At 54.0% G+C, this 13454-nt stretch carries 12 protein-coding genes and 1 pseudogene; 10 read left to right on the plus strand and 3 right to left on the minus strand.

The window, feature by feature from the left end:
- The 3 genes and pseudogenes from HA51_RS27370 to tatD form a co-directional block, all read left to right on the plus strand.
- Positions 1 to 204: pseudogene (locus HA51_RS27370) on the plus strand (Sec-independent protein translocase protein TatB); the annotation flags it as partial.
- A 2-nt stretch (positions 205 to 206) separates the two neighbouring features.
- A complete protein-coding gene (tatC, locus tag HA51_RS26525; protein WP_084938405.1) occupies positions 207 to 968 on the plus strand; it encodes a Sec-independent protein translocase subunit TatC in 762 nt (253 codons plus the stop codon).
- A 93-nt stretch (positions 969 to 1061) separates the two neighbouring features.
- Positions 1062 to 1844, plus strand: a complete 783-nt coding sequence (gene tatD, locus HA51_RS26530) for a 3'-5' ssDNA/RNA exonuclease TatD (protein ID WP_084938406.1) — start codon at positions 1062 to 1064, stop codon at positions 1842 to 1844.
- Here tatD and rfaH read toward each other — a convergent pair.
- Positions 1841 to 2329 carry a transcription/translation regulatory transformer protein RfaH gene (gene rfaH, locus HA51_RS26535; protein WP_084938407.1) on the minus strand — a complete coding sequence of 163 codons (489 nt, stop codon included), beginning with the start codon at positions 2327 to 2329 and terminating at the stop codon, positions 1841 to 1843. The genes tatD and rfaH overlap by 4 nt on opposite strands.
- A 215-nt stretch (positions 2330 to 2544) precedes the next feature.
- Between rfaH and pepE the strand changes: the two genes are divergently transcribed.
- From pepE to fre, 3 genes are read left to right on the plus strand one after another with little or no spacing between them, the layout of a single operon-like run.
- Entirely contained in the window at positions 2545 to 3276 is a 732-nt protein-coding gene (gene pepE, locus HA51_RS26540; RefSeq protein ID WP_084938408.1) for a dipeptidase PepE, read from the plus strand.
- A gap of 49 nt (positions 3277 to 3325) precedes the next feature.
- The gene (gene ubiD, locus HA51_RS26545; protein ID WP_084938409.1) at positions 3326 to 4810 is read left to right on the plus strand and encodes a 4-hydroxy-3-polyprenylbenzoate decarboxylase; all 1485 of its coding nucleotides are present in this window, start codon (positions 3326 to 3328) and stop codon (positions 4808 to 4810) included.
- 31 nt (positions 4811 to 4841) lie between these two features.
- Entirely contained in the window at positions 4842 to 5543 is a 702-nt protein-coding gene (gene fre, locus HA51_RS26550; RefSeq protein ID WP_084938410.1) for an NAD(P)H-flavin reductase, read from the plus strand.
- Positions 5544 to 5685: 142 nt separating this feature from the next.
- On the opposite strand, the gene fadA is transcribed toward fre, so the two are convergent.
- Positions 5686 to 6849, minus strand: a complete 1164-nt coding sequence (fadA, locus tag HA51_RS26555; RefSeq protein WP_084938411.1) for an acetyl-CoA C-acyltransferase FadA — start codon at positions 6847 to 6849, stop codon at positions 5686 to 5688.
- A gap of 10 nt (positions 6850 to 6859) precedes the next feature.
- Positions 6860 to 9043, minus strand: coding sequence for a fatty acid oxidation complex subunit alpha FadB (gene fadB, locus HA51_RS26560; protein ID WP_084938412.1), 2184 nt, complete (start codon positions 9041 to 9043; stop codon positions 6860 to 6862).
- A 186-nt stretch (positions 9044 to 9229) separates the two neighbouring features.
- On the opposite strand from fadB, the gene pepQ reads away from it, so the two are divergent.
- The 4 genes from pepQ to hemG are packed head-to-tail and all read left to right on the plus strand — an operon-like array spanning position 9230 to position 13210.
- Positions 9230 to 10561 (plus strand): Xaa-Pro dipeptidase, encoded by a 1332-nt coding sequence (gene pepQ / locus HA51_RS26565; RefSeq protein ID WP_084938413.1) that lies wholly within the window; start codon positions 9230 to 9232, stop codon positions 10559 to 10561.
- Positions 10561 to 11178, plus strand: a complete 618-nt coding sequence (locus HA51_RS26570) for an IMPACT family protein (RefSeq protein WP_084938414.1) — start codon at positions 10561 to 10563, stop codon at positions 11176 to 11178. Before pepQ ends, HA51_RS26570 begins: the two co-directional genes overlap by 1 nt.
- 25 nt (positions 11179 to 11203) lie before the next feature.
- Complete coding sequence (trkH, locus tag HA51_RS26575; protein WP_084938415.1) at positions 11204 to 12655, plus strand: Trk system potassium transporter TrkH; 1452 nt, start codon at positions 11204 to 11206, stop codon at positions 12653 to 12655.
- Positions 12656 to 12673: 18 nt separating this feature from the next.
- Positions 12674 to 13210, plus strand: a complete 537-nt coding sequence (gene hemG, locus HA51_RS26580; RefSeq protein WP_084938416.1) for a menaquinone-dependent protoporphyrinogen IX dehydrogenase — start codon at positions 12674 to 12676, stop codon at positions 13208 to 13210.
- The last annotated feature ends 244 nt before the right edge of the window (positions 13211 to 13454 follow it).

Raw genomic sequence — 13454 nt, forward strand, 5'->3', positions numbered from 1 at the left:
CCAGCGCACCGGCTCAGGGCACCTAAAGCGGTAACGTCAGTGCACCAAGCCAGCGCACCGGCTCAGGCACCTAAAGCGGTAACGTCAGTGCACCAAGCCAGCGCACCGGCTCAGGTGCCTCAACCGGTAGCAGCAGAAGCTCAATCATCAGTTAGTACCGCGCAGAATGCGATGCCTACTCCCACCGTAAAAGATGAAAGATAAACATGGCCGTTGAAGATACCCAACCGCTCATCAGCCACCTGATTGAGCTGCGTAAGCGTCTGCTGAACTGCATTATTGCGGTGTTTGCTATCTTTTTGTGCCTGGTTTATTTCGCTAACGACATCTATCACTTGGTGGCATCGCCACTGATTAGCCAGATGCCGGCTGGCGCCAGCATGATTGCCACCGATGTTGCCTCACCGTTCTTCACGCCGATTAAGCTCACCATCATCGTATCGGTATTTCTTGCGGTACCGGTGATCCTGTATCAGGTATGGGCATTTGTGGCACCTGCACTTTATCGCCATGAGCGTAAACTGGTGATGCCACTGCTGTTCTCCAGTACGCTGCTGTTCTATGTCGGCGTGGCTTTCGCCTATTTCATCGTGTTCCCGCTAGCGTTTGGCTTCTTTGCCAAAACGGCACCTGAAGGCGTGACAATCGCGACTGATATCACTAACTACCTCGACTTCGTGATGACCATCTTCATGGCGTTTGGTGTAGCCTTTGAGGTGCCGATCGCCATTGTTCTGCTGTGCTGGACCGGTATCACCACACCTGACGATTTGCGCAAGAAACGTCCTTACATGCTGGTCGGCGCATTCGTTGTTGGGATGTTGCTCACACCACCAGATGTTTTCTCGCAAACTTTGCTCGCTATTCCGATGTACTGTCTGTTTGAAGTCGGCGTATTCTTCTCCCGTTACTATGTGGGAAAAGGGCGCAAAGCGTCAGAGGATGAGGAACAGAACACCGAATCCTGATGTCCTTTAAGCAGGGCATCCCGCGAGTGAGTGGGGTGAAAGTCATACATCTAAACCGCCCTCACATTGGGCGGTTTTTATTTGGGAGAGAACATGTTCGATATCGGTGTAAACCTGACCAGCACGCAATTCGCAAAAGATCGCGAAAAGGTAGTGAAACGTGCGCGCGAAGCGGGCGTCACCGGCCTGTTGATCACGGGCACGAATGCGCTAGAGAGTCAGCAGGCGCGGCAGCTGGCGGCACAACATGCGGGCTATTGTTGGTCAACGGCGGGCGTGCACCCGCATCATGCCAGTGAATGGTCAGCGGAAACGGCGAATACCTTGCGCCGTTTGGCTGAAAGCGAGCAGGTGGTGGCGATCGGCGAGTGTGGCCTCGATTTTAACCGCAACCTCTCCGCACACGATCAGCAGGAATATGCATTTGATGCGCAGTTGGCCTTGGCGGCGGAGTTGCAGCTACCCGTGTTTCTGCATTGTCGTGAAGCGCACGAACGCTTTGCTGCGGTACTGACGCCATGGCTTCCCAAATTAACGGGTGCGGTGGTGCACTGCTTTACCGGTACGCGTGAAGAGTTGGAAGCGTGCCTGGCAATGGGGTTATCCGTGGGCATTACCGGCTGGGTGTGCGATGAGCGTCGTGGCATGGAGCTGCGTGAGATGTTGCCGCTCATTCCTGCTGAGCGACTGTTGCTGGAAACCGACGCTCCCTATCTGTTACCGCGTGATATGCACCCGCGTCCCCCTTCTCGTCGCAATGAGCCGTGTTTTCTGCCGCATATCGTGCAGCAAGTGGCGAACTGGCGTGGGGAAGAGGCGGAGACGCTGGGGGCGCGTGTTGAGAGCAACGCACGCCAGCTGTTTAAGCTGGCTTAAAGTTTACGGAACTGTTTGTTATCAACACTGCGCATCACTTGTTTGTTGAGCAAGTTGAGGAGTAATACGGAGCGTGTCTCGCCATCAGGCTCGGCAAAGATAGCGCGCAGTCCTTCAAAGGTTCCCTCGGTGATGATCACTTCATCACCGCTTTGCGGCGTTTCCGGATCCAGCAGGATTTGCGGAACATCGGTCTGCAGCGCTTCAATCACTTCACTGGAGACGGTGGCAGGTTGCGCACCAAAGCGTACGAAGTGGCTGACACCGCGTGTGCTGCTGATGGTGGTGGTGTGAATCGATTCTGGATCGAATTCGATGAACAGATAGTTAGGGAACAGCGGCTCACTTACCGTCGTGCGTTTGCCGCGCACAATCTTTTCCAGAGCGATCATAGGGCTGAGGCAATTCACCTCTTGCCGCTCAAGATGCTCTTTCGCGCGCAACAGCTGTCCACGTTTGCAATAGAGTAAGTACCAGGATTCCATAACTGCTCCCAAATATTGGACGCTAAGAATAACAAACCTGTTGTCAGAGTTATAGCGCATCGGCCAGCGTAAACGGGGCTGTGAAAGAAAAATCACTGCGATTTTTCCGATTGGTGCGGCTTCTTAACACATTCTTGCAAGAAAATTGACGGCTGATGACCATCTGTATCAGACTCCTTCACCATCTCTCGCTTCAATTTGAAAAGGACTGGCTGATGGAACTGTTCTTGTTAAGTAACGGCAAAGTGGCTGATGATGCGCCACTGCTGAGCTACGCGCACCCTCAACTCCACGCAATGATTGCGCAACGCGGCATCATATCGGCGGTGCTGGTACCGTATGCCATCATTCGTGGCGACCACGCACAGCGCGCGCAAGACTTGTCTGACTCCCTGGGCATTGAAGTGAAAACCGTGCATGAGTTCGCCTCACCGGTGGCGGCAATCGAGCAGGCAGAACTGATTTTGGTGAGCGGCGGCAATACCTGGTTCCTCAACCAGATGCTGCATGAACAGGGGCTGGTTGTGGCGATCCAGCGTGCGGTGCGCGAGCGCGATGTTCCTTATGTGGGTTGGAGCGCCGGCTGCAATGTCGCCACGCCATCGATTCGCACCACCAATGATATGCCGGTGCGCAGCAGCGTCGTATTGCCTGCGCTGGGGCTATTCCCGGTGCAGATCAACCCGCACTATCTCGATGCACACGTGAGTGGCCACATGGGGGAAACCCGTGATGAGCGCCTGGCCGAGTTTTGCGCGGTCAACCCGCATGAATCGGTCATTGCGCTGCGTGAAGCCAGCTTCTTACACGTCAGCGAAAACCGCCTGCGTTACTACAGCGCCCGTGGCGAAGATTTTAAGGTGTTCCGTCACGGCGAACCTATCATGGCGTACCATGATGTGCTGGCAATTCAGGCACTGGTACCATTCTCCTGTCAGTCTGTTTAATGTTTGGGTATATACTTCCCGATTCACTTTGGCTGGAAGCTAACGCCGCATGAAATATCAGGATTTACGAGACTTCCTCGCGTTGCTTGAGCAGCGTGGCGAGTTAAAGCGCATCACTCAGGAAATTGATCCTGAGCTGGAGATGACGGAAATTGCCGATCGTACGTTACGTGCGGGCGGCCCGGCACTGCTGTTCGAAAACCCAAAAGGGTACGACATGCCGGTATTGTGCAACCTGTTCGGCACACCGAAGCGTGTGGCGATGGGCATGGGCCAGGAAGACGTCAGCGCGCTACGTGAAGTGGGCAAGCTGCTGGCGTTCCTGAAAGAGCCTGAGCCGCCGAAGGGTTTCCGCGATTTGTTCGACAAGATGCCGCAGTTTAAACAAGTGCTGAATATGCCGACTAAGCGCCTGCGCAATGCGCCGTGCCAGGAAGAGGTATTCAGTGGTGATGATGTCGATTTGTCGCGCATCCCGGTAATGAAATGCTGGCCAGGTGATGCCGCACCGCTGATCACGTGGGGATTAACCGTCTCCCGTGGGCCGCACAAAGAGCGCCAGAATCTCGGTATTTATCGCCAGCAGGTGATCGGCAAGAATCGCGTGATCATGCGTTGGCTGTCGCATCGCGGCGGCGCGTTGGATTTCCAGGAGTGGTGCAAAGCGCATCCGGGTGAACGTTTCCCGGTATCCGTTGCGCTCGGCGCTGATCCTGCCACCATTCTTGGCGCGGTGACGCCCGTACCGGATACTCTGTCCGAGTACGCCTTTGCCGGCTTGTTGCGTGGCAACAAAACCGAAGTGGTGAAGTGCCTCTCAAACGATCTCGAAGTTCCCGCCAGCGCGGAAATCGTGCTGGAAGGCTATATCGAGCCAGGCGATCTGGCACCGGAAGGACCCTATGGCGATCACACTGGCTACTACAATGAAGTAGATAGCTTCCCGGTATTTACCGTGACGCACGTAACGCAACGCCGCAACCCCATTTATCATTCAACCTATACCGGTCGTCCACCGGATGAGCCAGCGGTTTTAGGTGTGGCGCTGAATGAAGTGTTGGTGCCGATTTTGATCAAGCAATTTCCGGAAATTGTGGATTTCTACTTGCCGCCAGAGGGATGCTCGTATCGTCTCGCGGTGGTAACCATTAAGAAGCAGTATGCCGGTCATGCTAAGCGCGTGATGTTTGGCGTGTGGTCTTTCCTGCGCCAGTTCATGTACACCAAGTTTGTGATTGTCTGTGACGATGATGTCAACGCACGTGACTGGAACGACGTGATTTGGGCCATTACCACCCGCATGGATCCGGCGCGGGATACGGTGATGGTGGAGAACACGCCTATTGATTACCTCGACTTCGCCTCGCCGGTTTCCGGTTTGGGTTCGAAAATGGGACTCGATGCCACGAATAAGTGGCCCGGTGAGACGACGCGCGAGTGGGGCACGCCGATTGTGAAAGACCCGGCTGTCACGGCGCGTATTGATGCGATTTGGGATGAGTTAGCTATCTTTGCCGAGCCGCCGCAGCGCTAACGGCGGCACAGAACCATAAAAAAGGGCACGTATGACGACGTTAAGCTGCAAAGTCACTTCGGTTGAAGCGATTACGGACACGGTTTACCGCGTCCGTTTGATTCCGGCAGCGGATTTTAGCTTCCGCGCGGGACAATACCTGATGGTAGTGATGGATGAGCGTGATAAGCGCCCGTTTTCGTTGGCATCAACGCCAATGGAAAAGGATATTATCGAATTACATATTGGCGCATCGGACATCAACCTGTATGCCATGGCAGTGATGGACCGCATCAAGAATGATCGTCAAATCACGGTGGATATGCCGCATGGCGATGCATGGCTGCGTGAAGATAGCGATCGTCCCATCATTTTGATCGCCGGTGGCACAGGCTTTTCATACGCCCGCTCGATCCTGTTGACTGCCCTGGCGCAGCAGCCGGACCGCGACATCGCCATTTACTGGGGTGGTCGTGAGCTGATGCACCTGTACGATCTGGATGAATTGGATGCGTTAGCGGTGAAGCATCCTAATCTCAAGGTGATTCCGGTCGTTGAGCAACCCGCAGAGGGTTGGGAAGGGCGCAGTGGCACGGTGCTGACTGCGGTGATGCAGGATTACGCGACACTTAGCGAACACGATATTTATATCGCGGGACGCTTTGAAATGGCGAAGATTGCGCGCGAACGCTTCTGCGCGGAGCGCGGTGCCGTTGAAGCGCAGATGTTCGGCGATGCGTTTGCCTTCATCTAATACCGGCATGTCATAATGCACTAAGTTTGTAAGGTGGCTATTTGAGGCCACCTTTTTTTGGTTTTATCGCCGTGGATGGGGTGCGTTGGCCCAAAAAAAAAGCCCGCCCAGTTGGGCGGGAACACATGCAACATTCAACGTATTAAACGCGTTCGAACACCGTCGCGATGCCCTGACCCAAGCCAATGCACATGGTGGCCAGACCAAAATGTGCATCGCGACGTTCCATAAGATTCAACAAGGTCGTGCTGATACGTGCACCAGAACATCCCAGTGGGTGTCCTAATGCAATCGCACCGCCGTTCAGATTCACCTTCTCATCCAGCTGATCCCGTAGCCCTAAATCTTTAATGCAGGGCAGAGTCTGCGCAGCAAAAGCTTCATTGAGTTCAAACAGATCAATATCCTGCACGCTTAAGCCTGCGCGTTTCAGCGCCAGTTTGCTGGCAGGTACCGGGCCGTAGCCCATGATGGATGGATCACAGCCGACCACCGCCATGCTACGAATACGTGCACGTGGCGTCAGGCCAAGTTCTTTGGCGCGGCTTTCACTCATGATCAGCATGGCTGCTGCACCATCAGAGAGGGCGGATGAGGTTCCTGCTGTGACGGTGCCATTGACGGGATCAAAGGCGGGACGCAGCGCAGCTAACCCCTCCAGGGTGGTATCTTCGCGAATCACTTCATCCGTGTCATAGCGTTTCAACACACCATCGGCGTCATGGCCATAGGTCGGCACGATTTCGCGTTTGAAATCGCCACGTTGGGTGGCAGCCCAGGCGCGCTGATGTGAACGTAAGGCAAAGGCATCTTGTTGCTCGCGTGTGATGTGGTGCATACGCGCCAGCATCTCAGCGGTGAGACCCATCATGCCCGCCGCTTTTGCCACGGTACGGCCTAAGCCCGGATGGAAATCGACACCGTGGTTCATTGGCACATGGCCCATATGTTCCACACCCCCAATCAGGCAACTGTGTGCATCGCCTACCATTATGGCGCGTGCCGCATCGTGTAGCGCCTGCATAGATGAGCCGCACAGGCGGTTTACGGTGCTCGCCGGGACACGATGGGGAATCTCCGCCAGTAATGCCGCATTACGCGCAATGTTAAAGCCCTGTTCCAGCGTCTGCTGCACGCATCCCCAGATGATGTCATCCAGCGAAGCGGGATCAACGCCTGGATTACGGCTCAGCAATTCGCGCATCAAATGCGCAGAGAGATCTTCCGCACGAACCTGTCGAAATGCGCCGCCTTTTGAACGACCCATTGGTGTACGCACCGCATCAACGATGACTACATTTTCCATTCTCTTCACCTCAGGCACTTTGTAATGCCGCTTCGTCAATCGGCTGAACCGCGGGATACCAGCTCTGATGCTGATGGGCTTTCTGCACTAATTGTTCAGGCAACGTATAGAGTGGGCCTAGCGCGATATAACGTTTCGCTTGATCAACCACGTTGCTGTTGCCCAACGTATCCATATAGCGGAAGGCACCGCCGCGGAACGGAGGAAAACCAAGGCCATAAACCAAGGCCATATCGGCTTCCGCAGGCGAAGCAATGATGTTCTCCTCCAGGCAGCGGACGACTTCGTTGAGCATCGGTAGCATCATGCGGTTAGCAATATCTTCGTCGCTGAACACGCGTTTCGGCTCACAAATCGGTTCCAGCAGGGCATCAACAGCCGGGTCGGCTTTTTTCTGTGCTTTGCCTTTTTTGTCTTGCTCCCACAGGTAAAAACCTTTGCCATTTTTCTGACCGAAGCGTTGCGCATCGAACAGCACGTCGATGGCATCGCGGTAGTCTTTCTGCATACGAGTGGGGAAACCCTGCGCCATCACTTTTTGTGCGTGGTGGGCGGTATCAATGCCCACGACATCCAGCAACCAGGCAGGCCCCATTGGCCAGCCGAACTGTTTCTCCATCACCTTATCGATTTGGCGGAAATCGGCACCGTCGCGCAGCAACAGGCTGAAGGCGGCGAAATAAGGGAACAGAACACGATTGACGAAGAACCCAGGGCAATCATTGACCACAATCGGGGTTTTGCCCATTTTGCTTGCCCAGGCGACGACTTTGCTGATTGTTGCTTCAGAGGTTTTCTCACCGCGAATCACTTCTACCAATGGCATGCGTGGGACCGGATTGAAAAAGTGCATACCACAGAAGTTTTCCGGGCGTTGCAATGATTGCGCCAGCAGGCTAATCGGGATGGTCGAGGTGTTAGATGCGAGAATCGCATCCTCGCGTAAGTGTTGCTCGGTTTCGGCCAGCACTTTGGCTTTGATTTGAGGATTCTCAACCACCGCTTCGACCACCACATCGGTCCGCTCAAACCCGGCGTAATCCAGCGTGGGTTGAATCGTTGTGAGTACACTGGCCAGCTTGGCACCGTCGATTTTGCCGCGTTCCAGCTGCTTATTAAGCAATTTGCTGGCTTCGGTCATACCCAGAGTCAATGCCTGCGGATTGATATCTTTCATTTTTACCGGCACGCCTTTCCATGCCGATTGATAGGCAATACCGCCGCCCATGATCCCTGCGCCCAGTACCGCCGCTTGTTGTGGTGCACCGGCTGCGCTGCTGTGTTTCTTCGCCAAGCCTTTGACGTATTGGTCATTCAGGAAGATACCAACCAGAGCCCGCGCCACATCGCTTTGTGCAAGCGGGACAAAGGCAGCGGTCTCCAGTTTCAGCGCATCATCACGGTGTAAACTCGCAGCGGCTTCGATAGTTTTCACAGCCGTGATAGGGGCTGGATAGTGCTTGCCCGCAGTTTGCATGACCATGCTTTTGGCAATGGTAAAGCTCATCGCGGCTTCTATAGGGCTCAGTTTCAACGGGTTAAGTTTGGGAGCTCGTCGCACCTGCCAACTGCCTTGTGCTATTGCATCCTGCAACATGGTCAACGCCGCCGCACGAAGTTTGTCGCTGCTGACCACCGCATCGATTAAACCGAGTTTGAGTGCGCTGTTACCATCAATATCTTTTCCGGCGGCAATGATCTCCAGTGCGCTATCTGCTCCTAGTAGGCGTGGCAGGCGCACGCTGCCACCAAAGCCAGGCATGATGCCCAGTTTGGTTTCCGGCAGGCCGATGCGTGCTGTAGGTGTGGCGATGCGAAAATCAGTGGCGAGTACGCATTCACAACCACCACCAAGTGCATAACCGTCAATAGCGGCCACCGTGGGAACGGGTAAATCTTCCAGACGATTAAAGATGCTATTGGCAAATGCCAACCACTGGCTCAATTTCTCTTCTGGCGCATCAAACAGCGACAGAAATTCAGTGATATCGGCGCCGACAATAAAGGCGGGTTTGGCTGAGGAGAGCAACAGACCACGCAGCGCGGGTTGTTGCTCCAGTATGCCTAGCGCTTCGCCTAATGAGGCAACAGTTTTCGTGTCGAGTTTGTTCACTGAACCGGGTGCATCGAACACCAGCTCGGCAATGCCGTCATCGAGCCAGTGAACTGAAAGGGTATCGCCTTGGTAGAGCATGTCCGTCTCCTGAAACGCGAAAGGTGATCTGGTCATACCAGATGAATTGGAGTGTGGGCGGCATGTTAATTTTTTGCAAACAGGTCTTTGCTTATTTGGTACGCCGATCACAGCGTGTGCTACACGGCAACGCACGGTCGGCTGTGCTACACTGCGGCCACTTTCGCGACATCGGAGAACAAGTCCATGGATTCACTGAAAACCCTGTATCACGCGCATATCAATACGCTGCAGCAGCGAGCGCAACAGGTGCTGGCACGCTTTAAACTTGATGCGATGCTGATTCACTCAGGCGAGCTGTTAACTGTTTTCCTCGACGATCACGACTACCCATTTAAGGTGAATCCGCAATTCAAGGCTTGGGTTCCCGTCACGCAAGTGCCTAACTGCTGGTTATGGATCGATGGCGTGAATAAGCCAAAGTTGTGGTTCTATTCGCCGGTGGATTACTGGCACAACGTTGAACCGCTGCCTAACAGCTTTTGGACGCACGATGTCGACGTGGTGGGGCTGAAAAATGCGGATGATATCGGTCAACTGCTACCTGCTCAGCGCGACAATGTCGCGTATATTGGTCCGGTGCCTTCACGTGCAACTCAGCTCGGTATCAATAGTGACCGTGTCAATCCAAAAGGCGTGATCGACTTCCTGCACTATCATCGCAGCATCAAAACTGATTACGAGCTGGCCTGTATGCGTGAAGCGCAGAAGCTGGCGGTAGCGGGGCATCGCGCGGCGAAAGAAGCCTTCTTCTCCGGCATGAGCGAGTTCGATATCAATATTGCCTATCTGACTGCAACGGGTCACCGTGATATTGATGTGCCTTACGGCAACATCATTGCGTTGAACGAACACGCTGCCGTACTGCATTACACCAAACTTGATCATCAGCCACCGGCCAAGCGCCACAGCTTCCTGATTGATGCGGGTGCGGAATACCTTGGCTATGCTGCCGATCTGACGCGCAGCTATGCGGCGCAGAGTAAATCGCGCTATGCCGAAATGGTAGAAGCGATGAATAAAGAAGAGTTGGCGCTGATCGCCACCCTGAAAGCGGGCGTGCGCTATACCGACTACCATCTGCAAATGCATCAGCGTATTGCCCGACTGCTGCTTAAGTTTGACCTGGTCAAAGGCCTGACCGAAGAGACGCTGGTGGCGGAAGACTTGACCGGTCCATTCATGCCGCACGGTTTGGGCCATCCATTGGGCTTGCAGGTACATGACGTGGCGGGCTTTATGCAAGATGAGCAGGGCACACACCTCGCGGCACCGTCGCAATATCCTTATTTGCGTTGTACACGTGTATTGGAGCCAGGCATGGTGCTGACTATCGAACCCGGCTTCTACATTATTGATTCACTGCTGGCGAAACTACGCGGTGGTAAGTACAGCCAGTACTTTGACTGGCAGGCGATCGACGCATTGAAACCGTACGGTGGTATTCGTATCGAAGATAATGTGGTGATCCACGCGAATCGCGTTGAAAATATGACGCGCGACCTACATCTGGCCTGATGAATGCTTACGATATTCCCGTTGAGGCCGTGAGCCTCAACGAGGAAACCATCAAGAAAAGCCGCTTTATTACTTTATTAGCGCACACCGATGGCGTTGAGGCGGCGCGTGCTTTTGTACAGCAGGTGAAGCTCGAACATCCTGCGGCGCGTCATCACTGCTGGGCGTGGGTTGCCGGTGCGCCGGATGACTCGCAACAACTGGGTTTCTCCGATGATGGTGAGCCTTCCGGTACGGCGGGCAAACCGATGTTGGCACAGCTGATGGGTAGCGGTGTCGGTGAAATAACCGCTGTAGTCGTGCGCTATTATGGCGGCATCATGTTGGGTACCGGCGGATTAGTGAAAGCGTATGGCGGCGGCGTGCAGCAGGGGCTGAAGCAACTGGCGCGTACGCGTAAAGTGCCGATGCAATCTTTTACCCTGCAATGCGATTATGCCCAGTTAAGTGATATCGAGCGTCTGTTGCAACGTTTTGACGGCATCATCGAAGAGAGCCATTATCAGGATCGTATTGCGCTACGTCTGGCGTTGCCGCATCCGCAGATTAATGGCTTTCGGCAAAACCTTTCTGATTACAGCCGGGGCGCGCTGACGCTCAACCCGCTGGACAACTAAAGCATCTGTTTAAAGGAACGGCTGAATGCATTTTCGCGCCATTACCCGCATCGTGGGCCTGTTGGTGATTTTATTCTCGGTAACCATGATTTTGCCGGGGCTGGTGGCCTTAATTTATCGCGATGGCGCCGGACGCGCGTTTAGCCAGACCTTTATGATGGCGATTGTGATTGGCTCGCTGCTATGGTGGCCTAATCGCAAAAAGAAAACCGAGCTTAAACCGCGCGAAGGGTTTCTGATTGTGGTGTTGTTCTGGACGGTGCTGGGCAGCGTGGGTGCGATGCCTTTCATTTTTGCCGAGCAGCCGCACCTTTCGGTCACCGATGCATTTTTTGAATCCTTCTCTGGGCTGACGACCACCGGCGCGACCACCTTAGTTGGCCTCGATACGCTACCCAAGGCGATTCTGTTTTATCGTCAGATGCTGCAGTGGCTGGGCGGTATGGGGATCATCGTGCTGGCCGTAGCCATCTTGCCGATTCTGGGCGTTGGCGGCATGCAGCTCTATCGCGCGGAAATGCCGGGGCCGCTGAAAGATAACAAAATGCGCCCGCGTATTGCCGAGACGGCTAAAACGCTGTGGCTCATCTATGTATTGCTTACCGTGGCGTGTGCGGTGGCATTGTGGCTGGCAGGTATGCCGGTGTTTGATGCTATTGGTCATAGCTTCTCCACCATCGCGATTGGTGGTTTTTCTACGCATGATGCGAGTATCGGCTACTTCAACAGTCCTACCATCAATACCATTGTGGCGGTGTTCCTGCTGATCTCCGGCTGTAACTACGGCCTGCATTTCTCTTTATTAAGCGGTCGTAGCCTCAAAGTTTACTGGCGCGATCCCGAATTTCGCATGTTTATTGGCGTGCAGCTGACGTTAGTGCTGATCTGTACGGTAGTGCTGTGGTTCCACAACGTCTATGCCAGTGGTTGGCAAACATTGAATCAGGCTTTTTTCCAGGTGGTGTCGATGGCAACCACCGCTGGCTTCACCACGGATAGCATTGCGCGCTGGCCATTGTTCCTGCCGGTGCTGTTGCTCTGTTCTGCTTTTATCGGCGGTATGGCGGGATCGACGGGTGGTGGCTTAAAGGTGATTCGTATTCTGCTGCTGTTTAAGCAGGGCTCGCGTGAGCTGAAGCGTTTGGTGCATCCGAACGCGGTTTACACCATTAAGTTGGGCAATCGCGCACTGCCGGAACGTATCCTCGAAGCGGTGTGGGGATTCTTCTCTGCTTATGCTCTGGTGTTCTTACTGAGCATGCTGGCGATTATCGCGACCGGCGTGGATGACTTCTCCGCTTTTGCTGCAGTGGCCGCCACGTTGAACAACCTCGGGCCAGGTCTGGGCGTTGTGGCAGACAACTTCGCTTCAATGAATGATGTCGCTAAGTGGATTTTGATTTTGACCATGCTGTTTGGGCGTCTTGAGGTGTTCACATTGCTGGTCCTGTTCACCCCAACCTTCTGGCGTGAATAAGAGAAACAGGATTATCTAATGAAAGCTTTAATTCTATATTCCAGTCGCGATGGGCAAACCCGCGAGATCGCGGCGCGTATTGCGCAGACGCTAGCGCCACAGCAGCTGTGTGACGTCATTGATTTACTGGAAGCACAGAAGGTTGAATGGATGCAATATGACCGCGTGCTGATTGGAGCATCGATCCGTTACGGGCATTTCCATCCGGCATTGATGAAATTTGTTACCCAGCACAAGGCTGAGCTGCATCAGCGTATCAGTGGCTTTTTCAGCGTCAATCTTACGGCGCGTAAAGCGGATAAGTGCACGCCAGCAACCAACGTCTATACGCACAAGTTTCTGGAACAATCGCCTTGGCAGCCAGATTGCTGTGCAGTATTTGCTGGCGCGCTGCGTTATCCCCGATATCGCTGGTTTGATCGTGTCATGATTCAACTGATTATGCGCATGACGGGCGGTGAGACCGATACATCTAAAGAAGTGGAATACACCGATTGGAATAAAGTGGCGGTTTTTGCCCAGGATTTTGTGCAGTTACCAGGCAAATCGTTGTGAAATAGAGCGTTGTGGCTAAATTTAGGTCGAACGATCATTTTTTTGCAATAAACCCTTGTCAGCCAGAATCAACTCCCTATAATGCGCATCCACTGAGACGGCAAAGCGGCAACGCAGACGGCTCAGCAGGGAGTGAAGAGATTCATCCCGCCAGAGAAAAACGCTGAAAAAAGTGTTTGACTCTGAAGGAGGAAAGCGTAATATACGCCACCTCGCAACAGCAAGCTAACTCGCTGATTGCAAC

This window comes from Pantoea rwandensis (assembly GCF_002095475.1).
In the GTDB taxonomy this organism is placed as follows: Bacteria; Pseudomonadota; Gammaproteobacteria; order Enterobacterales; family Enterobacteriaceae; genus Pantoea; species Pantoea rwandensis.